Origin of the sequence: Pararhodobacter sp. (genome assembly GCF_036802785.1) — a bacterium.
GTDB lineage: Bacteria > Pseudomonadota > Alphaproteobacteria > Rhodobacterales > Rhodobacteraceae > Pararhodobacter.
Genome location: NZ_DAIRVN010000056.1, coordinates 1 through 22,569, shown reverse-complemented (window position 1 = coordinate 22,569; position 22,569 = coordinate 1). Strand labels below are relative to the sequence as shown.

General features: G+C 65.9%; 17 protein-coding genes. 7 read left to right on the top strand and 10 right to left on the bottom strand.

Going from position 1 to position 22,569, the window contains the following annotated elements; all coding sequences use genetic code 11:
• Nucleotides 1-17: 17 nt before the first annotated feature.
• Entirely contained in the window at nucleotides 18-3,263 is a 3,246-nt protein-coding gene (locus V7Q53_RS16730; protein WP_333829841.1) for a DNA translocase FtsK, read from the bottom strand.
• A gap of 12 nt (nucleotides 3,264-3,275) precedes the next feature.
• Entirely contained in the window at nucleotides 3,276-4,454 is a 1,179-nt protein-coding gene (locus V7Q53_RS16725) for an aminotransferase class I/II-fold pyridoxal phosphate-dependent enzyme (RefSeq protein ID WP_333829840.1), read from the bottom strand.
• A gap of 256 nt (nucleotides 4,455-4,710) precedes the next feature.
• Here V7Q53_RS16725 and V7Q53_RS16720 point away from each other — a divergent pair, with 256 nt between their 5' ends.
• Nucleotides 4,711-5,019 carry a DUF883 C-terminal domain-containing protein gene (locus V7Q53_RS16720; protein WP_333829839.1) on the top strand — a complete coding sequence of 103 codons (309 nt, stop codon included), beginning with the start codon at nucleotides 4,711-4,713 and terminating at the stop codon, nucleotides 5,017-5,019.
• A complete protein-coding gene (locus tag V7Q53_RS16715; RefSeq protein ID WP_333829838.1) occupies nucleotides 5,019-5,459 on the top strand; it encodes a hypothetical protein in 441 nt (146 codons plus the stop codon). The genes V7Q53_RS16720 and V7Q53_RS16715 overlap by 1 nt, the downstream gene beginning before the upstream one ends.
• Before the next feature lie 22 nt (nucleotides 5,460-5,481).
• Here V7Q53_RS16715 and V7Q53_RS16710 read toward each other — a convergent pair whose 3' ends face one another.
• Nucleotides 5,482-6,708: an FAD-dependent monooxygenase gene (locus tag V7Q53_RS16710; protein WP_333829855.1), complete on the bottom strand. Its 1,227-nt coding sequence runs from the start codon at nucleotides 6,706-6,708 to the stop codon at nucleotides 5,482-5,484.
• Nucleotides 6,709-6,843: 135 nt separating this feature from the next.
• Here V7Q53_RS16710 and V7Q53_RS16705 point away from each other — a divergent pair, with 135 nt between their 5' ends.
• A complete protein-coding gene (locus V7Q53_RS16705) occupies nucleotides 6,844-8,175 on the top strand; it encodes an amidase (protein ID WP_333829837.1) in 1,332 nt (443 codons plus the stop codon).
• Nucleotides 8,176-8,224: 49 nt separating this feature from the next.
• On the opposite strand, the gene V7Q53_RS16700 is transcribed toward V7Q53_RS16705, so the two are convergent.
• Nucleotides 8,225-9,199: an NAD(P)H-dependent glycerol-3-phosphate dehydrogenase gene (locus tag V7Q53_RS16700; protein WP_333829836.1), complete on the bottom strand. Its 975-nt coding sequence runs from the start codon at nucleotides 9,197-9,199 to the stop codon at nucleotides 8,225-8,227.
• A gap of 163 nt (nucleotides 9,200-9,362) precedes the next feature.
• Between V7Q53_RS16700 and pncB the strand changes: the two genes are divergently transcribed.
• Nucleotides 9,363-10,655 (top strand): nicotinate phosphoribosyltransferase, encoded by a 1,293-nt coding sequence (gene pncB, locus V7Q53_RS16695; protein ID WP_333829835.1) that lies wholly within the window; start codon nucleotides 9,363-9,365, stop codon nucleotides 10,653-10,655.
• Nucleotides 10,656-10,667: 12 nt separating this feature from the next.
• Here pncB and pdxR read toward each other — a convergent pair whose 3' ends face one another.
• On the bottom strand, nucleotides 10,668-12,197 hold the full coding sequence (gene pdxR, locus V7Q53_RS16690) for a MocR-like pyridoxine biosynthesis transcription factor PdxR (protein WP_333829834.1): 1,530 nt from the start codon (nucleotides 12,195-12,197) through the stop codon (nucleotides 10,668-10,670).
• Nucleotides 12,198-12,354: 157 nt separating this feature from the next.
• Between pdxR and V7Q53_RS16685 the strand changes: the two genes are divergently transcribed.
• On the top strand, nucleotides 12,355-13,740 hold the full coding sequence (locus V7Q53_RS16685) for an aminotransferase family protein (protein WP_333829832.1): 1,386 nt from the start codon (nucleotides 12,355-12,357) through the stop codon (nucleotides 13,738-13,740).
• A gap of 132 nt (nucleotides 13,741-13,872) precedes the next feature.
• Here the strand turns inward: V7Q53_RS16685 and V7Q53_RS16680 are convergent, their stop codons facing one another.
• From V7Q53_RS16680 to ilvD, 5 genes are all read right to left on the bottom strand, one after another.
• On the bottom strand, nucleotides 13,873-14,313 hold the full coding sequence (locus tag V7Q53_RS16680) for a VOC family protein (RefSeq protein ID WP_333829831.1): 441 nt from the start codon (nucleotides 14,311-14,313) through the stop codon (nucleotides 13,873-13,875).
• 66 nt (nucleotides 14,314-14,379) lie between these two features.
• The gene (locus V7Q53_RS16675) at nucleotides 14,380-15,285 is read right to left on the bottom strand and encodes a LysR family transcriptional regulator (protein WP_333829830.1); all 906 of its coding nucleotides are present in this window, start codon (nucleotides 15,283-15,285) and stop codon (nucleotides 14,380-14,382) included.
• A gap of 225 nt (nucleotides 15,286-15,510) precedes the next feature.
• Nucleotides 15,511-17,526 (bottom strand): NADPH-dependent 2,4-dienoyl-CoA reductase, encoded by a 2,016-nt coding sequence (locus V7Q53_RS16670; protein WP_333829829.1) that lies wholly within the window; start codon nucleotides 17,524-17,526, stop codon nucleotides 15,511-15,513.
• A gap of 102 nt (nucleotides 17,527-17,628) precedes the next feature.
• Nucleotides 17,629-18,264, bottom strand: coding sequence for a hypothetical protein (locus tag V7Q53_RS16665; RefSeq protein ID WP_333829828.1), 636 nt, complete (start codon nucleotides 18,262-18,264; stop codon nucleotides 17,629-17,631).
• Nucleotides 18,245-19,978, bottom strand: a complete 1,734-nt coding sequence (gene ilvD, locus V7Q53_RS16660; protein WP_333829827.1) for a dihydroxy-acid dehydratase — start codon at nucleotides 19,976-19,978, stop codon at nucleotides 18,245-18,247. Before ilvD ends, V7Q53_RS16665 begins: the two co-directional genes overlap by 20 nt.
• A gap of 314 nt (nucleotides 19,979-20,292) precedes the next feature.
• On the opposite strand from ilvD, the gene V7Q53_RS16655 reads away from it, so the two are divergent.
• Nucleotides 20,293-21,465, top strand: coding sequence for an aspartate aminotransferase family protein (locus tag V7Q53_RS16655; RefSeq protein WP_333829826.1), 1,173 nt, complete (start codon nucleotides 20,293-20,295; stop codon nucleotides 21,463-21,465).
• Nucleotides 21,466-21,560: 95 nt separating this feature from the next.
• Entirely contained in the window at nucleotides 21,561-22,487 is a 927-nt protein-coding gene (gene argF, locus V7Q53_RS16650) for an ornithine carbamoyltransferase (RefSeq protein ID WP_333829825.1), read from the top strand.
• Nucleotides 22,488-22,569: the final 82 nt, after the last annotated feature.

Genomic DNA, 22,569 nt, shown 5'->3' with positions numbered 1-22,569 from the left:
CACCGGCGCAACCGGCGTCAGTGGCTTTCCGGTACCAGAATCTCGCGTTTGCCGACATGGTTGGCCGGGCTGACCACGCCTTCGGATTCCATCTGCTCCACCAGTCGCGCGGCCTTGTTATAGCCGATGCCCAGCTTGCGCTGGATGTAGCTGGTCGAACATTTCCGGTCCTTCGCCACGATCGCCACGGCCTGATCGTAGAGCGCGTCCTCACCGCCTGAATCGCCCAGCCCCAGCACCGCGTCGATATCGGCCTCGCGCTCGGCATCCTGACCTTCCAGCACGCCGTGCATGTATTCTGCGGGGCCGAAGCTTTTGAGATGGTTCACCACCTCTTCAACCTCTTCATCCGACACGAAGGGGCCGTGGATACGGGTGATCTTGGCACCGCCCGCCATATAGAGCATGTCACCCATGCCCAGAAGCTGCTCAGCCCCCTGCTCACCCAGAATGGTGCGGCTGTCGATTTTCGAGGTGACCTGAAAGCTGATCCTCGTGGGGAAGTTGGCCTTGATTGTGCCGGTGATCACATCGACCGAGGGCCGCTGTGTGGCCATGATCAGGTGAATGCCCGATGCCCGCGCCATCTGCGCCAGACGCTGGATGCAGGCCTCGATCTCTTTCCCCGCGACCATCATCAGGTCGGCCATCTCATCGACGATGACCACGATGAAGGGCAGCAGTTCGGGCGCGAATTCCTCAGTCTCGAACACCGGATCGCCGGTTTCGTCGTCAAAGCCGGTCTGCACGGTGCGTTTGAACATCTCGCCGCGTGCCTGTGCCTCGCGTACGCGGCCGTTGAACCCTTCGATATTGCGCACGCCCATCTTGGACATCTTGCGATAGCGCTCTTCCATCTCGCCGACGACCCATTTCAGCGCGACAACGGCTTTCTTGGGGTCGGTCACCACCGGCGACAGCAGATGCGGGATGCCGTCATAGACCGACAGTTCCAGCATCTTGGGGTCAATCATGATCAACCGGCATTCGGCGGGGGTCAGCTTGTAGAGCAGCGACAGGATCATGGTGTTGATCGCCACCGATTTGCCTGAGCCAGTGGTGCCTGCGATCAGCAGGTGGGGCATCTTGGCAAGGTTTGCCACCACCGATTCCCCGCCGATATCCTTGCCCAGTGCCAGCGGCAGCCGCATCTGGCTGTCACCAAAATCCCGCGCCGAAAGGATCTCGCGCAGCACCACTTTTTCGCGGGTGGCATTGGGCAGTTCGATCCCGATGACCGAGCGCCCCGGAACGGTCGAAACCCGCGCCGACAGCGCAGACATCGAGCGCGCGATATCGTCGGCAAGGCCGATCACCCGGCTGGCCTTGAGGCCCGGCGCGGGTTCGAGTTCATACATGGTGACCACGGGGCCGGGGCGGACCGAGACGATCTCGCCGCGCACGCCGTAATCGTCCAGCACCGATTCCAGCATCCTTGCGTTTTCTTCCAGCGCATCGTCAGACAGGGTGTAGCGCTCGATCTTGGAGGGGTCTGACAGAAGCGACAGGGGCGGCAGTTCATAGGCGACGCGGGTGTCTTCGAATTTCAGATTCGGCTGTGCCTCGGCCTGTGCCTGACGCGACGGCGGCGCGCTGCGGCGCTGCCCGGTCTGCACCACCCGGCGGTTGAGAACCGGCGTGCTGCGGGTGGGCTGGGGTGCTGCGGCATAGGGGTCGTCGAATACCGCGCTGTCGTCGTCATCGTCCAGATCGGGGTAGAGATCAGCCTGATTGACCTTCGTGGCGGGTTGCGACGTGAGCGGGTAAGCGCTTTGCGGTGCAGCCGTGGCAGAAGGTATTGCGGCGGGCATGGCGACCGGCATCGCCGGGGGAACGGGCCGGGCCACTTCGGGCACCGGGCGCGAGAAAGCGGCCGAAAGCGCGGGTTCCGGACGCAGTATTCCTGCGGCCTGATGGGAGGGCACCACCGGCGGGGCAGGGGGCTGGTGGGCCTGCAACGGCGCCTGAAGATGCGGCTGGGCAAAGCCCGGAACCCCCTGCGCCTGTGCCGGATGCTGCACGGGGTGATGAACGTGCGCGCGCTGGTCAACGCGCAGGGTGGGCACCTGACGCTGGCGAGCGCGGATCACATCGCTGATGCGGCTTTTGATCCGTTCATCGCCGGGGGGCAGAGAGGGGTCGGTCTGATGCCGCGCTGCATCAGTCTGCGCTGCATCGTCGCTGCCACGCAGGCCCAGAACCCGCGCCAGCAGGCCGGGGCGCGGGGCGGCTTCCCAGCTTTCGGCAGCCGGGGCGGGTGCCTGGCGGTGCGGCTGATGCTGTTGCGGCTGGTGGTGGAACATGGACGCGGTTGCGGCCGGTTGCGGCGCGACCGGGGCGCGCATCACCGGCGCCTGACCGGGCATATGACCGGGCAGATGGGTGGGTATCGGATGCTGCAGGGCAGGCTCTGCCCGCACCACGCGCGCGCCGCGCGAAGAGGAGGGATCCTGCGGTGCGGCATACTGAGGCTCAGGCTGCCAGCCGGAGTGCGCGCTGGCTGCGGGCATCTGTGCACCCGCCGCCATTTGCGCCGCGCGCTGCATTTGTCGTGCATCGCGCTGGTCCTGCATGCGGTCCTGTGCGCGCCGTGCCAGCCCGCCCATGCCCCGCGCGCCGCCGCCCAGAACCGTGATCAGCCCCATATAGCTGAGGATAAGCCCTGTCACCAGAAACCGCCCGAAGCGGCGCAATTCCGGTCCCGAGGTGCCAAGAACATACAGCCACAGCGCCACCATCACCCAGAAGCTGACCACCGTCAGCATGTTCAGCCCGCCGGTGGAGGTCAGCGGCAGCGCCGTCAGCAGCGCGCCCAGCACCGTATCGCCGAACATGCCGCCCAGCCCGAAATCCAGCGCCCAGCCAGCGCCCGGCACCAGCGTGGCCAGCCAGACCGCGCTCAGCGCGATGGCGATGGGCACAAAGACCGAGCGGCCCAGAATGTTCTCTTCGCCGCGATGGGTTACCAGCCGCAGGCCCCAGATGAGAAGCGCCAGCACAATGCCCCAGCCCGCCTTGCCCATGATGATCGTCACCGGCGCGGCGATGGCGGCACCTGCGCGGCCAAGCGCATTGTTCACCGGCCCGTCGCTGGTGGCCATCCACGAGGGGTCATCGGGCGAATAGGAACCGAGGATCAGCGCCATCAGGGCACCGGCGCCGATAAGCCCGATGCCCAGAAGCTCTTTCCCGCGCTGGCTGAGGGCCTGCTGAAGGCGCTGATCCAGAAGCGGCTGGCGCTGGGGGCTGGGGTAAGAGGCCATGATATTCCTCGCTCAGGAGTAAAGACAGTCGCGCAGCAGTGTCAGGCCGCGCTCAGTTTCCTCTTCCGAGGCCACAAGCGCGACGCGGACATAGCCTGCGCCGGGATTTTCGCCGCCAACATTGCGTGACAGATAGGCGCCGGGCAGCACCCGGACGCCGGTTTCCTGCCACAGCCGCACTGTGGCCGCCTCGCCATCCGGCACCGGCAGCCACAGGAAGAAGCCTGCCTGCGGCGGATGATAGGCGTTCAGCCCGGCGAAAATGCTGTCGGCAATGGCGTATTTGGTCTGATAGCGCGCGCGGCTGACGGTGACATGCTCCTCATCAGCCCAGGCGGCGGCGGCAACGGCCTGCAACGGGTCAGGCAGGGGCGCACCGGCATAGGCCCGCAACTGGCGGATCGCCTTGATCGAGGCCGGACCACCCGCCACAAAGCCCGAGCGCAGGCCGGGCATGTTTGAGCGTTTTGACAGCGAATGAAAGCTCACCACGCGCTCAGGGTCGGCGCCGGTTTCCTGCGCCACATCCAGAACGCCGGGGGGCGGGGTGTCGCGATAGATCTCGGCATAGCATTCATCGGCGAAGATGCGGAAATCATGCTTTTCGGCCAGATGCAGGAGGTCGGCCCAGTAATCGCGGTTGGCCACGGCGCCCTGCGGGTTTGCCGGTGAGCAGAGATAGGCAATGCTGACCCGGTCCAGCAGCGCGGGCGGCAGGGCGGTATAATCGGGCAGATAGCCAGTCGCAGCGGTGGCGGGCACATAGACCGGCTCAGCCCCCACGGCCAGCGCGGCCACGGCATAGACCTGATAAAAGGGGTTCGGCGTCAGAATAACCGGCTTCTGCCCGCGCTTTTCTTCCGGGCACAGCGCCAGCGCCGCGTTGAACAGCCCTTCGCGGGTGCCGTTCAGCGCCATCAGCCGTTCGCGCCCCAGCGTCACGCCGTAGCGCCGCGTGATCCAGCCCGAAATCGCATCCAGCAGCGCGGGCGTGCCGTCATTCGCCGGGTAGCGCGCGAAGCCGTCGACCGAGTCGGCCAGCACCTGTGCCACGAAACCGGGCATGGCGTGGCGGGGCTCGCCGATGGTCATGGCAATGGGCGCACCGCCCGCTGGCAGGTGATCGATCAGGGCGCGCAGGCGCGGGAATGCGTATTCTGGCAGGTTCGAGAACCGCTCAGGGAATGCCATATCTGCCTCTCAATTCGGGGTCGTAACGCCCCGTTCAGCCGCAAGGATATCGTTAAAAATCCGATAGGTCCAGAAAAACGCTGCCCCCTTCGCCGGTTCCGGGCGGGGTCTGTGGCTTTTGCGCCGCGAGGGGTTCAGGATTCACGGTTTGGGCGGGCGCGGTTCCGTGCTATTCAGCGCAGGACTTGACCAAGGTCAATGCGCTTGCCGCGATCCGGGCGATGATCGGCAGGCGCCGCAAAACAGGAGTCTGCGCATGGCACAGAAAACCGCGAAACCCGATACTGACCCTGCCGCCCCCCCTGATCGCGCCGCGATAGAGGCGCAGATCGGCCGGATCCGCGCCGATCTGGCGGCGCTTGGGGGGATGATGCAGGCCTATGGCCGCGCGCAGATCAGTGGTGTGCGCACCGATTTCCCGCCCCATGAGGCACTGGCCGAGCTTCAGCGCCAACTGTCGACGCTGGAAGGCGAGATGACGGCGAAAGTGCGCGAGAACCCGCTGCAATCGCTGGGGCTGGCGGCGCTGGTGGGGCTCATGGCCGGGCTGATGCTGAGGCGATGATGCGCGAGGTTATCGAAAGCCTGATGCGGCTGGCGGCGGCAGATGCCGGGCATTACGCGCGCACCCGCCAGCGCAATGTGATGCTTTACGTGGTTTCGGGGGTGGCGGGGCTGACGGCCTATGTCTGTCTGGTTGCGGCGGGGGTGCTGTTGCTGGCGCGCTGGTCTGACCCGGTGCTGGCGGCCACCTTTGCGGCGGCGGCATTCGCTGCGCTGGCGCTGGTGGTGATCGCGGTGGTGTCGGTGCTGAACCGGCGCGACCGGGAATGGGTGCGCTCGCGTCGCGCGTTCTACGCCAGCGCTCTGGTCACGCTGTCGCGCACGGCGCTGGGCCCACGCGGGCTGGCGCTGGTTGCGGCGGCGGTGATGGCCGGGATGGTGATGTCAGGAGGCCCCGCAGAAGGACCCGCAGAAGGGCCGGAAGAGGGCGACGGCGCCTGAATGGCGCGGGGCCGGATGCGGCTCAGACCGGTAGCCCCTGCATCAGCCGGGGCTGGGCCGCGTTCAGGCCCGCCGCCTCACGGATGAAGAAGCGGCGCAGGCCGGGCAGCGCATTGACCGCGCCCAGACCCAACCCGCGCACCAGTTCCAGAGCCGGATTATCGTTTGAAAACAGCCGGTTCACAGCGTCCATCCCCAGCGCCATCCTGACCGTGTCAAAGCGCCGCCATTCCTGATAACGCTCCAGCACCAGCGGGCTGGCGATGTCTTCGCCCCGGCGCGCGGCGAGGGTCAGCACCTCGGCCAGCGCCGCCATATCGCGCAGGCCAAGGTTCAGCCCCTGCCCGGCGATCGGATGCACCCCATGCGCGGCATCCCCCAGCAGGGCCAGACGCGGCGCGATGAAGTTTTCCGCCACCGTCAGTTTGAGGGGGTAAGCAAAGCGCCGCCCCTCCAGCGCGATCTCGCCAAGGAACGAGCCGAAGCGCGGGCGCAGAACCTCAAGAAAGCCGGTGTCATCCAGCGCGGCGATGGTCCGGGCGGCAGCGGTCTGCTCGCTCCAGACAATCGAGCAGCGGTTGCCGGGCAGCGGCAGAATGGCCAGCGGGCCGCTGGGCATGAAGAACTGATGCGCGATGCCCTCATGCGGCAATTCGTGCGCGATGGCACAGACCAGCGCGGTCTGGCCGTAATCCCAGCCCCAGCGCTTGATACCGGCGCGTTGCGCGGTGGGGCTGTCGCGCCCGTCACAACCCACAAGCAGGCGCGCCGTCAGCACCTCGCCGGTGTCGAGCGTGACCTGCGCGCGGTTGCCCTGCGTTTCCTGCGCGATGACCGAGACGCCATGGCGCAGGGTGATGCCCGGCGCAGTCCGCATCGCTTCAAGAAACGCGCTGTAAAGATAACGATCCTCGATCATCTGGCCCATCGGGCCTTCTTCGATCTCGGTGTGGTCAAAGCCCAGAAACAGCGGGAAAGCGCCCTTGCCCGGGTGCCCCTGACTGGCGCGGATGCCCAGAATGGGCTGCGCCTGTTCCGCCAGCCCCGGCCAGACGCCTATCGCTGTCAGCGCCCGGACCGAAGCCAGCGCCAGCGCATAGGCGCGCCCGTCAAACCCGTCATCGGCCCGGGCACCAGCGGGGCGGGCATCCACCAACGTGACGCGAAAGCCGCCTTGCGCGAGCGCGAGCGCCAGCGCCGGGCCATTCAGCCCGCCACCCACGATCAGAATATCGGCATCTTGTTTCATACCCATCAATATGCGCCGGCAGGCAGATTTGTCCATGCACAACCGCTGCGGCGCCTTGTTGCAGCCGGGGGTACGAAACCGGATTCCACTGGCGCGGATAATGCACTAGCGTGCCGCAAGTTGTTGGAGGGCGGGATGAGCAGGAACTGGCACAGCATGGGCGCGGCCGATCTGGGGCGCGCGATCGCGGCGGGCGAAATCTGCCCGGTGGAACTGACCGAAAGCTATCTGGATGCGGCCGGGGCGCACTCCCATGGCAAGCAGATCTATGCGCGGATGATGCGCCAGCAGGCGCTGGATGCCGCCGCAGCCGCCCGCGCCCGCGCCCGGTCCGGGCAGCGCCGGGGCGCGCTGGACGGTGTGCCTGTCGCGTGGAAAGACCTGTTCGACACTGCGGGCGTGCTGACCGAGGCGGGAACCGCGCTGCTCAAGGGCCGGGTGCCGGACAGCGACGCGCTGGTGGTGGCGCGGCTGGGCATGGCCGGCATGCCGCCGCTGGGCAAGACGCATATGACCGAACTGGCCTTTTCCGGGTTGGGCGTGAACCCGGTCACCGCAACACCGCCCGGTGCCCATGATGCGGGCGCTGCGCCCGGAGGCTCTTCTTCCGGCTCGGCGGCGGCGGTACGGCATGGGCTGGCGGCGGTGGCAATCGGCTCGGATACTGGCGGCTCGGTGCGGGTTCCTGCCGCTTGGAATGACCTTGTGGGCCTGAAAACCACCGCCGGGCGTATTCCACTGGAAGGCGTGGTGCCGCTTGCCGCGCGTTTTGATACGGTCGGGCCGCTGGCGCGCACTGTCGAGGATGCGGCGCTGACCTTCGCGCTGCTTGATGCCAGCCCCGCGCCTGACCTGCGCGGCGCCAGCCTCAAAGGGGCGCGGCTGATGGTGCTGGAAACCGTTGCGCTGGACGGGCTTGACCCGGTGATCGACACCGCTTTCGAGGCGGCGGTGACGCGGCTTGCGGCGGCGGGCGCGCAGATCATCCGCAAGGCCCTGCCCGAGGTTGACGAGGCGATGCAGCTGGCGGGCGTGCTTTACACGCCGGAATGCTACGGCACCTGGGCACCGCTGATTGAGGTCTATCCGGAACGGATGTTTCCCCCGGTGCTGGCCCGGTTCCGCGCCGGGCGCGAGCATGCGGCGTCAGATTACATCGCGGCATGGCAGCAGCTTGATACCCTGCGGATCGCCTATGCGCGCGCGACAGCGGGGTTTGATGCGGTGCTCGTTCCCACCACGGCGAACCTGCCGCCGCAAACGGCAGCGCTGCTGGCCGATCATGACTACTTCACCAGCGAGAACCTGCGCACGTTGCGCAATACGCGGATCGGCAATCTGATGGGGCTTTGTGCGCTGACCCTGCCGACGCAGACGCCCTGCGCCGGTATCAGCCTGATGGCCGGGCCGATGCAGGAGGCGCGGCTGCTGCGGCTGGGGGCAGCGGCAGAGGCGGCGCTTGGCTGAAGCGGCCTGAACCCGGGCATGAGCGGGCGCGCTGGCCCCTCACCCTGCCTCAGTCCGTTTCGCGTTTGAGCGGGCGGGTGAGCAGAAGGTCGATGGCATCCGGCAGCGCCACCTGCCCGTTGAGCAGCGCTGAAACCATGCAGGTTACCGGCAGCGCATCCTGATCGGCGCCGGCGGCCATGGCATGCGCCGTCATCACCCCTTCAACCGTCTGGCTGGTGTCCGGTGCCTGCCCGGCGCCGACCGCCAGCCCGTGGCGGAAATTGCGCGATTTTTCAGAGGTGCAGGTCAGCACCAGATCGCCAAAGCCTGACAGGCCCCAGAGCGTGGCCGCCTGCGCCTTGCGGCTTTCGGCAAAGCGGGCGATTTCGGCAAAGCCGCGCGTCATCAGCGCCGCGCGCGCGCTCTCGCCCAGCCCCGCGCCCATGGTGATCCCGGCTGCGATGGCAACCACGTTCTTGAGCGCCCCGCCCAGTTGCGCGCCCAGCGGATCATCGCTGAGATAGAGGCGCAGGTTGCGGGTGGAGAGGCTGTTTTGCAGCGCCTGCGCCCTAGGTGCGGTGGTGGCAAGGGTCAGCGCCGTGGGTTTGCCCTGTGCAATATCAATGGCAAAGCTGGGGCCGGTCAGCACTGCGGTGCGCGCATCCGGCACCATCTCTGCCATGATCTGCGCGGGCAGCAGGCCGGTTCCCAGCTCCACGCCCTTGCTGCAGGCCACCAGCATGCGCCCGCTCAGCGCGGCCCCATGCGCCCCGAGCACCGAGCGCAGGGTCTGGGTGGGCAGGGCCAGCAGCAGGACGGGGGCTGCCGCAGCCTCGTCAAAATCGCTGGTCACGCGCAGCGCACCGGGCAGGGGAACGCCGGGCAGGCGGGCGCGGTTCTCGCGCAGCCGGTCCATCTCGGCGGCCTGATCGGGGTTGCGCGCCCAGAGCGTCACGGCACGCCCCGCAGTGGCCTGCGCGATGGCCAGCGCGGTGCCGAACGCGCCCGCCCCGATCACACCGATCCGTTCCGCTTCTGCCATGCCCTTCTCCTGCATCTGGTTTCTGCGGGTATCGGCAGGCTGCCCCCGTCTGTCAACCCGCCCCTGCCGCCCCCCACTGTCACGCCGCCGCAACACAGGCTTTGCCTATCCGCCGCGCTGCCTGTAAGACGGTCGCCGCGAAGCCCGTAACCGGAGACCGCCGATGGTCGATATTGCCACCCGTGTGCATAACCAGAACTGGAAGATCGACCCGATCGTGCGTTCGCTGATCGACACCGACTTTTACAAGCTTCTGATGTGCCAGACAATCTTTCGCAACCAGCCTGAAACCCGCGTCACCTTCAGCCTGATCAACCGCACCAAAAGCGTGCGACTGGCCGATCTGGTGGATGAGGGGGAGCTGCGCGAACAGCTTGATCATGTGCGCTCGCTGCGGCTGCGGCGCGGGGAAAGCACATGGCTGCGCGGCAACACCTTTTACGGCAAGCGCCAGATGTTCCGCCCGGATTTCATGGAATGGTTCGAGGGGCTGCAACTGCCGCCCTATCATCTGGAAAAGCGCGACGGCCAGTATGAGCTGACCTTTGAGGGGCGCTGGCCTGAGGTGATGATGTGGGAAATTCCCGCCCTCGCCGTGCTGATGGAGCTGCACAGCCGCGCCGTTCTCAAGGGGATGGGCAAGTTCGAGCTGCAGGTGCTCTATGCCCGCGCAACCGCCCGCCTGTGGGAAAAGGTCGAGCGGCTGCGCAAGCTGGAGGGGCTGAAGCTGGCCGATTTCGGCACCCGGCGGCGGCATTCCTTCCTCTGGCAGGACTGGTGTGTGCAGGCCCTGATCGAGGGGCTGGGCAGCGCCTTTACCGGCACCTCGAACTGCCGCATCGCCATGGGCCGTGATATCGAGGCGATCGGCACCAATGCGCATGAGTTGCCGATGGTCTATGCCGCGCTGGCCGAAACCGACGCGGAGCTTGCCGAAGCGCCCTACCGCGTGCTGGAGGACTGGCATGAAGAGCATGACGGCAATCTGCGCATCATTCTGCCGGATACCTTCGGCAGCGAAGGCTTTCTGAAGCGCGCGCCGGGCTGGCTGTCGGAATGGACCGGGATGCGGGTAGATTCCGGCGACCCCGCACAGGGCGCCGAAGACGCGATCCGCTGGTGGCAGGAGCGCGGGCAGGACCCGTGCGAGAAGCTGGTCATTTTCTCGGACGGGCTGGATGTTGACAAGATCGAGGAGTTGCACGCCCGCTTTACCGGCCGCGTCAAGGTCAGCTTCGGCTGGGGAACGCTGTTGACCAACGACTTCCGCGGCCTCGCGCCCGATGACCGGCTGGCGCCCTTTTCGCTGGTCTGCAAGGCGGTATCGGCTGACGGGCGGCCCACGGTCAAGCTGTCGGACAATCCCAACAAGGCGATGGGCCCTGCCGATGAAATCGCGCGCTACAAGCGTGTGTTCAGCGTGGGCGCGCAGGCGGCGCAGGACGTGCTGGTTTAGCCGCTACCGGTTTCAGCCGCTTGCGCTGTGCTGCATCGCGCGGATGCGCGCGCCGATCCGGGCAATGCCTTCGGGGATGCGCTCTGAGCTGATGGAGCTATAGGCGATACGGTAAAACCCGCGCGGCGCGTCGGTGGCGGAATAAAAGGGCAGGCCGGGTTCGATCAGCACGCTGTCGGCGCGCAGGGCAAGGGCCAGCGCGGCTGAATCCACCCCCTCGGGCGCGCGCATCCACAGGCTGGAGCCGCCCGCGCCGACCTCGCCCGCAACCTCCAGCCCCTCTGCCCTGACGGCCTCCAGCATCACCTGTCGCCGGGTCTGAAACGCGCGGCCCATGCGCCGCAACTGCGCATCATAATGGCCCAGCGACAGAAAATAGGCGGCCGCGCGCTGCACCAGCCCGGGCGGGTGGCGCAGGATGGTGGCGCGCAGGGCGCGGGCCTCGCGGATGAAGGGCGCGGCGCCGACCAGAAAGCCCAGCCGGAGCCCCGGGAACAGCGATTTCGAGAAGGAACCGACGTGAATCACCCGCCCGTCGCGGTCGAGCGATTTCAGCGCGGGCAGGGGCGGGCGCAGGCCCGCGATCTCGAATTCGTAATCATCCTCGACAATCAGGAAGCCCCGCTCGGTGGCCAACGCAAGCAGTGCCTCGCGCCGGGGCAGGGGCATGGTGGCGCCGGTGGGGCAATGGTGGCTGGGGGTGCAGAACAGCACATCCAGCGCTTCGGGCAGGGCTTCGGGCGTCAGGCCCTGTTCGCCCACCGGAAGCGGCAGCACCCGGCAGCGCGTCTGATTGAGGATCTGGCGCAGGCCGGGATAGCCCGGCTCCTCGATGGCGGCGGTGCGGCGCTGGTTGAGCAGAAGTTGCGCGGCCAGCCAGAGCGCGTTCTGCGCCCCCAGCGTGACCAGTATTTCATCAGGCCGGGCGAGAATGCCGCGCCGGGGCAGGGTGTGGCGGGCGATGTATTCCACCAGCCCGGGATCATCCTCTTCGAACTGGTCATCGGTCAGGCTGTGAAAATCCTTCTGCCCCAGTGCCAGCAGGGTGCAGCCGCGCCAGTTGGCATGATCAAACAGCGTGGGGTCGGCCTGCCCATAGACAAAAGGATAGCGATAATCGCGCCAGTTGCGCGGCTTGCCCATACCCAGCGCACCGCCCGCCATATCGGCCAGCCCGCCGCCGGTGCCGTCGCCCGCCGCACTGCCGGGCCGGTGACCCAGCGCGCGCGCCCAATCCACGGTATCGGCCTGCGGCGCGGCGCGCGCAGGGAAATCCTGCGGCTGCGGCGCATCGTCCGAGACGAAATAGCCTGAGCGGCCGCGCGCGCTGAGGTAATCATCGGCGACCAGATCGGCATAGGCCATGGTCACGGTGATGCGGCTGACACCAAGATGTTCGGCAAGCTTGCGGCTGGAGGGCATGCGCTCACCCGGGCGCAGCCGCCCGGCCAGAATCCCCTCGGCGACGACCTGCCGGATACGGCTTTGCAATGTCCCCTGCTGGTGGGGGCTGAGAAAGAAACAATCAACCGAGATAGGCACCGGAAACCCCCCAGAAATTGCCATTGCACCCAAGGCTTCCAAGGTTCAGAATATCAGTCCTTGGCTGTATTGATAGAGGAAATCTGGCCCTATCACGGCCCGGCTGTATCCGGCATCTTTGCCCGCATCGAATTATGTCACCCTGGAGGGGACCCTTATGGAAGACGCTCTCAACCGCAATGACCTGCAAGGCGTGATCGAGGCCGATCGCGCGCATGTCTGGCACCATTTGTCGCAGCACAAGCAGTATGAAACCGTCGATCCGCGCGTGATTGTCGAGGGCAAGGGCCTGCGCGTCTGGGATGCCACGGGGCGTGAGACGCTGGATGCGGTTTCAGGCGGGGTCTGGACGGTCAATGTGGGTTACGGGCGCGAAAGCATCGCCAATGTGGTACGCGACCAGTTGCTGAAGATGAACTATTTCGCCGGTGCCGCTGGCTCGGTCCCGGGCGCGCTCTATGCCGAGGCGCTGATCGGCACGATGCCGGGCATGTCGCGGGTCTATTACTCCAATTCGGGCTCTGAGGCGAATGAGAAAGCCTACAAGATGGTACGCCAGATCGCCCATCGCCGGCATGGCGGCAAGAAATGGAAGATCCTGTATCGTGAGCGCGATTATCACGGCACCACCATCGCGGCGCTTGCCTCCGGCGGGCAGGAAGAGCGCAAGGCGATGTATGGCCCGTTCCCGGCCGGGTTCGTGGCGGTGCCGCATTGTCTGGAATACCGCAGCCAGTGGGGCGACGTGGCCGACTATGGGCTGCGCGCGGCGAATGCCATCGAAGAGGTGATTTTGCGCGAAGGTGCCGATAGCGTGGGCGCGATCATCCTTGAGCCGGTCACGGCAGGCGGCGGCGTGATCACCCCGCCTGAGGGCTACTGGCCCCGCGTGCAGGAGATCTGCCGCAAATATGACCTGCTCCTGATCATCGACGAGGTGGTTTGTGGCGTGGGGCGCACGGGCCTGTGGTTCGGCTACCAGAATTATGACATCCAGCCCGATATCGTGACCATGGCCAAGGGCGTCGCCTCGGGCTATGCGGCGATTTCCTGCACGGTGACGACCGAGCGGGTGTTCGAGATGTTCAAGGATGATCCCGAAGACCCGATGTCGTATTTCCGCGATATTTCCACCTTTGGCGGCTGCACGGCGGGGCCTGCGGCGGCGCTGGAGAACATGCGCATCATTCAGGACGAGAACCTGATGGGCAACACGCTGGCCATGGGCGACCGGCTGATGGACAACCTGCAGCGGCTGATGGAAAAACACCCGGTGATCGGCGATGTCCGCGGCAAGGGGCTGTTCGTGGGGGCCGAACTGGTTGCAGACCGCACCAGCAAAGAGGCGCTGCCCGAAAAGATGGTTGCAGCCGTGGTTGCCGGGGCGATGAAACGGGGCGTGCAGATCGGCATGACCAACCGCTCGGTTCCGGGGCTGAACAACACGCTCTGCCTGTCGCCCGCGCTGATGGTGACCGCCGATCAGATCGACCAGATCACCGATGCGATCGACGGCGCGATTACCGAGGTTGTCGGCGGCTGACCATCGCCCCGCGCCTGCCAGGGGGCCAGGTGCTGAACGGGCTGCAGGATGCTGGTGGCAAGGTCGCCTCCTGACACCCGGTATCGGCAGCGACGGAAGGCCGCGCGCGCGGCCTTCTTTCCCGCGCGCCGGTTACGCGCTGCGCTCCCAGAGGCGGGGTTCAGCGAACTCGATGGAATTGCCTGCCGGATCGCGGCAATAGAGCGAGCGCGCGCCGTTGGGCCAGTCAAAGCGAGCGTCAATCGCCACGCCCGCCGCGCGCAGCCGCGCCTCCCATGCCGCGATTGCCGGGCGATCGGCGGCGAAGCACAGGTGCCCCTCGCCGGTCGCGCCATGGGGCGGCACCGGCATATCCGGGTTGTCGCCGGGCACAACCGTTGCCTCGGGGTTGAACAGCAGCAGCATCCCGTCGCCCAGCCGGAAAAAGACATGGCGCCCGGGCACCTCTGGCCCGCGCTCCAACCCGATCACGCGGGCGTAGAAATCGGCGCAACTTTCCAGATCCGTCGCATAGAGCGCCACTTCCAGCGCGCGCGACGGGACGGGGGCGGGGGGCAGGGCGGAATCGGTCATGGTGCCAGCATGCCCATTCACACCCCGCAGATCAAGCGCCACAGGCAAGGCACCGCTCAGGCGGCGTTACCAGAGGTCCGGTCCCTTGTCGGAGAACTGATCAACAAGGAAATCAATGAACGCGCGCACCTTTGGTTGGGTGAACCGCCCCGGCGGATAGACGGCATAAATGCCCAGCACCGTGCGCGGCAGTTCAGGCATCACATCGGCGACCAGCCCTTCGGCCATGGCCTTATGATAGAGAAAGCTGGGCAGATAGGCGATGCCGAGCCCCTTGATGGCCGCGTTCAGCAGCGATTGCCCGTCATTCACCGTCAGCCAGCCCGTGCCACGCACCTGCCGCTCTTCGCCCGACGGCGCCATCAGCTTCCAGACATTGGCGCTGGACTGGTTCGAATAATGCAGCAGCCGATGTTCGGTCAGATCGTCGATCCGGGTGGGGCGGCCATGCTGGGCGAAATACGAGGGGGCGGCGACAAGGCGCTGCGTGGTTTCCGAAACCTTGCGCGCACGCAGGCTTGAATCTTCCATCTCGCCCAGCCGGATCGCCATGTCGAACCCTTCCGAGATCAGCTCGACATAGCGGTTCTTCAGCACCATGTTGACGCTGATATCGGGAAATTCGTTAAGGAACTCATCCAAAATCGGCGACAGCAGTGAGACGCCGAAATCGGTCGCCACCGACATCCGCAACACACCCGAGGGGGCAGATTGCATGGCGGTGACAATGCTGTCGGCCTCGCCCGCGTCATTGAGCACGCGGCGCGCGCGGTCATAATAGACGAGGCCAATCTCGGTGGGGCTGACACGCCGGGTGGTGCGGTTGAGCAGCCTTGCGCCAAGGCGTGCCTCAAGCGAGGAGACATGCTTTGACACCGCGGATTTTGAAATCCCCATCTTGCGCGCGGCATCTGTGAAACCTCCCTGATCCACCACCGTGGCAAAGGCTTCCATCTCCGTCAGTCGATCCATCTCTCACCCGCTAAATTCAGGAAAACTTCTGTTTCCTTTTAGGGCGCGAATTCAGGCACGATTGTGGAGACGCGCGGGCATTCCTCGGTCAGTACGAGGGCTTTCATCCACAATGCCTTCATAATTGATAAGCTGTATCCAAAGCGACGACAGTTTTACCGCCACACTGGAAACACCCCTTTCCGCAGCGGGACCGCTGTATCCGCACAGCGCTTCAGCCACCGCTTACAATGCCGCCGCCAGCCGCGCGCCCTGATCAATGGCGCGTTTGGCGTCCAGCTCAGCCGCGACATCGGCGCCGCCGATCACATGCACGGGGCGCCCCGATGCTTCCAGCGTATCGGCAAGGCTGCGCAGGGGTTCCTGCCCGGTGCACAGCACCACCGTATCGACGGCCAGCAACTCCTGCCCCTTGTCGGTGCCCAGCACGATCCCTTCAGCCGTGATCGCCTCATAGCTGACGCCGCCCAGCATTTTCACCCCGCGCGAGGTTAGGCTGGCGCGATGGATCCAGCCGGTGGTTTTGCCCAGCCGCTTGCCCGGGCGCTCGGCCTTGCGTTGCAGCAGCACCACCTCGCGGGCGGGGGCAGGGGGCTTCGGCTCGGTCAGGCCGCCGGGGGTGCTGGCCGGGTCGCCCACCCCCCATTCGCGCTTCCATTCCGCAAGGTCCAGCGTGGGGCTGATGCCCTGATGGGTCAGAAACTCGGCCACATCAAAGCCGATGCCACCGGCGCCGACCACGGCCACGCGCTTGCCCACCGTGGCCCCGCCGCGGAGCACGTCGATATAGTTCAGCACCTGCGCGCCATTGGCCCCCGGTATCTGCGGGTCGCGCGGGATCACGCCTGAGGCGATGATCACCTCATCAAACCCTTCCAGCGTCTCCGGCGTCGCTTTGGTGTTCAGCTTCACTGCCACGCCGGAGCGCGCCAGCATGGTTTCGAACCATTCGACCAGCCCGTGGAATTCTTCCTTGCCGGGGATCACCCGCGCCATGTTCAGCTGGCCACCGACCTGGGCATCGGCCTCGAACAGGGTCACCCTGTGGCCGCGCTGATCGGCCACCAGCGCGGCCATCAGCCCGGCAGGCCCGGCGCCTACAACTGCCACGGTTTTCGACAGGGCAGCGCGGTCATAAACCAGCTCGGTCTCATGGCAGGCGCGCGGGTTCACCAGACAGCTTGAGATCTTGCCCATGAAGGTATGGTCCAGACAGGCCTGATTGCAGGCGATGCAGGGCGTGATTTCATCGGCGCGGCCTTCGGCGGCCTTGTTCACGAAATCCGGGTCGGCAAGGAAGGGCCGGGCCATCGACACCATATCGGCGCATCCCCCGGCCAGCGCGGCCTCGGCCACCTCGGGCGTGTTGATCCGGTTCGAGGTGATGACCGGAATTCCTACCTCGCCCATCAGCTTCTGCGTGACCCAGGTGAAGGCCGCGCGCGGGACCGAGGTGGCAATGGTGGGAATGCGCGCCTCATGCCAGCCGATGCCGGTGTTGAGGATGGTCGCGCCGGCGGCCTCGATGGCTTTGGCCAGTGTCAGCACCTCATCCCAGGTCTGGCCGTTCGGCACCAGATCCAGCAGGGAAATGCGGTAGATGATGATGAAATCCGGCCCCACGGCCTCGCGCACACGCCGCACCACCTCGACAGGAAGGCGCATCCGGTTTTCATAGCTGCCGCCCCAGCGATCCGTGCGGTGGTTGGTGTGCAGGCAGAGGAACTGGTTGATCAGGTACCCTTCCGAGCCCATCACCTCGACCCCGTCATACCCGGCTTCACGGGCGCGCAGGGCAGCGGTGACATAATCGGCGATCTGCTTTTCAATCCCTTCCTCATCCAGTTCGCGCGGCACGAAGGGTGAAATGGGCGATTTGATCGCCGAGGCACTGACACAGTTCTTCACATAGGCATAGCGCCCGGCATTCAGGATCTGCATGGCAATCTTGCCGCCCTCGGCATGGACCCGGTTGGTCACCAGCCGGTGATTGGCGATGTCCTGATCGGTGAACAGCCCCGCTGCGCCGGAGAAAACCGCGCCCTCGGTGTTCGGGGCAATGCCGCCGGTAACGATCAGCCCCGCGCCGCCGCGCGCGCGCTCGGCGTAATAGGTCGCCACGCGCTGCCAGTCGCCGCGTTCTTCCAGCCCGGTATGCATGGAGCCCATGAGCACCCGGTTTCTGAGCGTGGTAAAGCCCAGATCGAGCGGGGCAAGAAGATGCGGGTATGGGCTGGTCATGGGTTCCTCCGGACTGGCGATTGCGCGCAGGGTGAAAGCAGCGCGCCGCTTTGTCACGACAAACCTTGCGTCAGGTGGGGCCTAAAGGCCCGCCGCGTCAGGTCAGGGGGTGTTGCGGCTGCGCAGGGCGGCCACGAAATCACGCAGCACCATCAGGCCGCGCTCCTCGGCCACCGGATGCGCCCGCGATGACAGGACAGACAGGGTAACAACCCGCCCGGATACCGGCAGGATTGCGCGCCAGTAGCCGGGTTCAAAGGTGTCAGGGTTGCCGCTGTCCTCGATCCGCAGCCACAGCGCGCCATCTTCAACGCGGGTTTCCATGATGGTGACATCGCTGGCGTCGCCGTCACGCGAAAGCTGTCTGCGCCCGCCGCGCGTGTCCAGAAACGTGCCCAGCCGCATCAGATTGTCAGCATCGGCAGAGCCCGGCGCCATCAGGCCGGTGACTGTCGCGCTCAGGATCGGGCTGTTGCGGCGGGTGGCCACGCAGCGCACCAGCAGCACAAAGGCCTCGTTGGCGCTTTCGCGCGTCCCGCTTTCATCCACGCAATAGCCTGCGGGGCCGGTCACGGTGACGCTGCCATCCAGCACGCTCACCGCGGCTGGCCCCGAGGGGCCGTCGCCGCCACGGCTTGTGGCCCGGGACAGCGATGCATTCTCAAAACAGGCCGCCAGCAACAGGCTGGCGACCAGAAGTGATGCGGTGGCCCGGGCCTTAGAGGTCCATATACACATGGGCTTCATCGTCGCCGCCCGGATGCGTCACCGCCCCTTTGCGTGCGCCGCCGACGAGTTGCGCATATTTCCACAAGGCCCCGTTGGAATAGATGGTCTTGCGCGGGCCTTTCCATTTAGCCTTGCGCGCCGCCAGCTCATCGTCCGACAGTGCCACCGACAGCTCGCCGGTGATCGCGTTGATGGTGATAACATCGCCGTTTTCCAGCAGCGCAATCGGCCCGCCATGCGCCGATTCGGGGCCGACATGCCCCACGCAGAAGCCCCGCGTTGCGCCCGAGAAGCGGCCATCGGTGATCAGCGCCACCTTCTTGCCCATCCCCTGACCGGAAAGGGCGGCGGTGGTGGCCAGCATCTCGCGCATACCGGGGCCGCCTGCCGGGCCCTCGTTGCGGATGACGATCACCTCGCCCTCCTGATATTCACGCTTCTTCACCGCCTCGAACGCATCTTCCTCGCATTCAAAAACACGGGCGGGGCCGGAAAAGACCTGCTCTTCCGGGCTCATCCCCGCCACTTTCACAATAGCGCCTTCGGGGGCGACATTGCCCTTCAGGCCGACCACGCCGCCGGTTTTCGTCAGCGGTGTTGCGGCGGGATAGATCACGCGGCCATCGGCCTCGCGCTTCACCAGATCCAGCTCTTCGCCCATGGTGCGGCCTGTGGCGGTCATGCAATCCTCATGAACCAGCCCCTGCTTGCGCAGCTCGTTCATCACCACCGGCACCCCGCCTGCCTCATAGAGGTCTTTCGCCACATATTTGCCGCCCGGCTTGAGGTCGACGAAATAGGGCGTATCGCGGAAGATGTCGCAGACATCGAACAGGTCAAAGTCGATCCCGGCTTCATGGGCGATGGCGGGCAGGTGCAGCCCGGCATTGGTGGAGCCGCCGGTGCAGGCCACCACGCGCGCGGCGTTTTCCAGCGCCTTGCGGGTGACGATGTCGCGCGCGCGGATGTTTTTCTCGATCAGGTTCATCACCGCCCGGCCCGAGGCCTGACCATATTCATCGCGCGATTCGTAAGGCGCGGGCGCACCCGAGGAATTGGGCAGCGCCAGCCCGATCGCCTCGGACACACAGGCCATGGTGTTGGCGGTGAACTGCCCGCCGCAGGCCCCGGCGCTGGGGCAGGCGACACGTTCCAAAATCGCCAGCTCAGCGTCCGAGTAGTTGCCGGCCTGATGCTTGCCCACCGCCTCGAACACGTCCTGTACGGTCACGTCCTGCCCGTTCAGCCGCCCCGGCAAGATCGACCCGCCATAGATGAAGACCGAGGGCGTGTTCAGCCGGACCATGGCCATCATCATGCCCGGCAGCGATTTGTCACAACCCGCAAGGCCCACCAGCGCGTCATAGCAATGGCCGCGCATCGTCAGCTCCACCGTATCGGCGATCGCCTCGCGCGAGGCCAGCGACGAGCGCATGCCCTCATGGCCCATGGCGATGCCGTCAGTGACCGTGATGGTGGTGAATTCGCGCGGTGTGCCGCCGCCCATCTTGACCCCGGCCTTGACCGCCTGCGCCTGCCGGTTCAGCGAGATGTTGCAGGGCGCGGCCTCGTTCCAGCAGGTCGCGACGCCAACCCAGGGCTGGTGGATCTCCTCCTCGGAAATCCCCATCGCGTAGAAGTAAGAGCGATGCGGTGCGCGGGCCGGGCCCTCGGTCACATGGCGGCTGGGAAGTTTCGACTTGTCGAAACGCTGGTTGGTCATCGCTGGTCCTCCGGCAAACGTGCTGAAGCAAAGGGATAATGAATGGGGCAGGGCGGGGCAAGGTGCCTTTGCGCGCGGGCAGGGGGCAGCAACGGCGCGAAAAAGACCATCGACAAGCACAAAGCCCGGCGCTATGGCTTACGCCATGATCACGCGCATCGCCCCTTTTGCTGACCTGCGACGCCGACGCACCCGCGTCTGAAGCCTGATCACGCCTGCCCGGCAGGCATTTCTTCCCCGTTACCGTCCAATCCGTGCATTGACTTGGCCAGAAGGCTTTGGCACGTCTTGCACTTCACTCCGAAGGCATTCCCATGATCGCATCCGTTCTGCCCACCTATAACCGTTCGCCGCTGTCCTTTGTGCGGGGCGAAGGCTCCTGGCTGATCGAGGCGGATGGCCGACGCTTTCTTGATCTGGGCGCGGGCATTGCCGTGAATGTGCTCGGCCATGCCCATCCCGCGCTGGTTGAGGCGCTGAGCGCGCAGGCGCAGAACCTCTGGCATGTGTCCAACCTCTACCAGATCCCGCAGCAGCAGGCGCTGGCCGATGCGCTGGTGGAGCAGACCTTTGCCGATACGGTGTTTTTCACCAATTCCGGCACCGAGGCTGCCGAACTGGCGATCAAGATGGTGCGCAAATACTGGTATGAACAAGGGCAGGAGCGGGTGACGATCCTGACCTTTGAGGGCGCCTTTCACGGCCGCTCCACCGGCGCCATCGCGGCTTCCGGGTCGGAAAAGATGACCAAGGGGTTCGGCCCGCTGATGCCCGGCTTCAAGGTGCTGCCCTGGGATGATCAGGCAGCGCTGGAGGCGGCGCTGGATGACAGCGTGGCGGCGGTGATGATCGAGACCGTGCAGGGCGAGGGCGGTATCCGGCCCCTGTCCGAGGCCAGCCTGAAATGGCTGCGCGAGGCCTGTGACCGCACCGGCGCGCTGCTGGTCCTTGATGAGGTGCAGTGCGGCATGGGCCGCACCGGCAAGCTTTTCGCCCATGAATGGGCGGGGGTGGACCCGGATATCATGATGGTGGCCAAGGGCATCGGCGGAGGCTTCCCGCTGGGCGCGGTGCTTGCCAGCGAAAAGGCCGCCTCGGGCATGGTCGCGGGCACGCATGGCTCCACCTATGGCGGCAATCCGCTGGCCTGCGCGGTAGGGCTGAAGGTGATGGAAATCGTCGCCGACCCCGCCTTTCTGGCCGAGGTGAGCCGTAAGGCGGGTCTGTTGCGCCAGAAGCTGGAAGGGCTTGTCGCCGCCCATCCGGATGTCTTTGAAGCGGTGCGCGGCTCTGGCCTGATGCTGGGTCTGAAATGCCGCATGTCCAATGCGGATCTCGCCACCGCTGCCCGCGCCGCCGGGGTGCTGGTGGTGCCTGCGGCGGATAATGTCATCCGCCTTCTGCCCGCGCTCAACATCCCGGATGAGGATCTGACCGAGGCCGCCACCCGCCTCGATCAGGCCGCGTCATCGCTGGAAAGCGCCTAGTGCTCATTTTCTGTCTCTAAATATCCTGGGGGTGAATGGCCGCAGGCCAGAGGGGGCAAAGCCCCCTTCCCCCGGTCTCTCGAAAGTCTCAAGTGATGAATCATTTTCTTGATATCCATACCACCGACCCCGCCGCGCTGCGGGCCATGATCGATCAGGCGCAGTCGATGAAATCGGCGCGCAACGGGCGGGGCCGCGCCGCGCCCGATGATGAACAGCCGCTTGCGGGCAAGATGGTGGCGCTGATCTTTGAAAAACCCTCGACCCGCACACGCGTCTCGTTCGATGTGGGCGTGCGGCAGATGGGCGGGCAGACGATGGTTCTGTCGGGCTCGGAAATGCAACTGGGCCACGGCGAAACCATCGCTGACACCGCCCGCGTGCTGTCGCGCTATGTCGATCTGATCATGATCCGCACCTTCGAGGAATCGGTGTTGCAGGAACTGGCCGAGTTCGCCTCGGTCCCGGTGATCAACGGGCTGACCAACCGCACCCATCCCTGCCAGATCATGGCCGATGTTCTGACCTTTGAGGAGCATCGCGGCCCCATCGCGGGGAAAAAGGTGGTGTGGTCGGGCGATGGGAACAATGTCTGCGCCTCGTTCCTGCATGCCGCCGGGCAGTTCGGTTTCGATTTCACCTTCACCGGCCCGCCAACGCTTGATCCTGAGGCCGCTTTTGTGGCCTTTGCGCGCGAGCGCGGCAGTGATGTGCAGATCGTGCGCGACCCGATGGAGGCCGTTCAGGGCGCCGATCTGGTGGTGACCGATACCTGGGTGTCGATGCATGACAGCCAGTCCACCAAGGAACGCCGCCATAACCAGCTGCGCCCCTATCAGGTCAACGAGCGCCTGATGGCCGCGGCAAAACCCGATGCGCTGTTCATGCATTGCCTGCCCGCACATCGTGAGGATGAGGTGACCAATGCGGTGATGGACGGCCCGCAATCGGTGATCTTTGACGAGGCCGAGAACCGTTTGCATGCGCAGAAGGCGGTGATGCGCTGGTGTCTGGGCGTCTGACCGCCTGATCGTCTGACCGGCGGGGCGCATTGGGGGGGGGGGGGGGGGGGGGGGGGGGGGGGGGGGGGGGGGGGGGGGGGGG

What these genes read in the sequence shown, in the direction of transcription:
- V7Q53_RS16720 (WP_333829839.1), top strand. Translation starts at nt 4,711, where the DNA reads ATGGCACAGAAAACCGCGAAACCCGATACTGACCCTGCCGCCCCCCCT.
- V7Q53_RS16710 (WP_333829855.1), bottom strand. Translation starts at nt 6,708, where the DNA reads ATGAAACAAGATGCCGATATTCTGATCGTGGGTGGCGGGCTGAATGGC.
- V7Q53_RS16715 (WP_333829838.1), top strand. Translation starts at nt 5,019, where the DNA reads ATGCGCGAGGTTATCGAAAGCCTGATGCGGCTGGCGGCGGCAGATGCC.
- pncB (WP_333829835.1), top strand. Translation starts at nt 9,363, where the DNA reads ATGGTCGATATTGCCACCCGTGTGCATAACCAGAACTGGAAGATCGAC.
- V7Q53_RS16670 (WP_333829829.1), bottom strand. Translation starts at nt 17,526, where the DNA reads ATGACCAGCCCATACCCGCATCTTCTTGCCCCGCTCGATCTGGGCTTT.
- V7Q53_RS16680 (WP_333829831.1), bottom strand. Translation starts at nt 14,313, where the DNA reads ATGACCGATTCCGCCCTGCCCCCCGCCCCCGTCCCGTCGCGCGCGCTG.
- argF (WP_333829825.1), top strand. Translation starts at nt 21,561, where the DNA reads ATGAATCATTTTCTTGATATCCATACCACCGACCCCGCCGCGCTGCGG.
- V7Q53_RS16700 (WP_333829836.1), bottom strand. Translation starts at nt 9,199, where the DNA reads ATGGCAGAAGCGGAACGGATCGGTGTGATCGGGGCGGGCGCGTTCGGC.
- V7Q53_RS16685 (WP_333829832.1), top strand. Translation starts at nt 12,355, where the DNA reads ATGGAAGACGCTCTCAACCGCAATGACCTGCAAGGCGTGATCGAGGCC.
- ilvD (WP_333829827.1), bottom strand. Translation starts at nt 19,978, where the DNA reads ATGACCAACCAGCGTTTCGACAAGTCGAAACTTCCCAGCCGCCATGTG.
- V7Q53_RS16730 (WP_333829841.1), bottom strand. Translation starts at nt 3,263, where the DNA reads ATGGCCTCTTACCCCAGCCCCCAGCGCCAGCCGCTTCTGGATCAGCGC.
- V7Q53_RS16675 (WP_333829830.1), bottom strand. Translation starts at nt 15,285, where the DNA reads ATGGATCGACTGACGGAGATGGAAGCCTTTGCCACGGTGGTGGATCAG.
- V7Q53_RS16655 (WP_333829826.1), top strand. Translation starts at nt 20,293, where the DNA reads ATGATCGCATCCGTTCTGCCCACCTATAACCGTTCGCCGCTGTCCTTT.
- V7Q53_RS16705 (WP_333829837.1), top strand. Translation starts at nt 6,844, where the DNA reads ATGAGCAGGAACTGGCACAGCATGGGCGCGGCCGATCTGGGGCGCGCG.
- V7Q53_RS16665 (WP_333829828.1), bottom strand. Translation starts at nt 18,264, where the DNA reads ATGTGTATATGGACCTCTAAGGCCCGGGCCACCGCATCACTTCTGGTC.
- V7Q53_RS16725 (WP_333829840.1), bottom strand. Translation starts at nt 4,454, where the DNA reads ATGGCATTCCCTGAGCGGTTCTCGAACCTGCCAGAATACGCATTCCCG.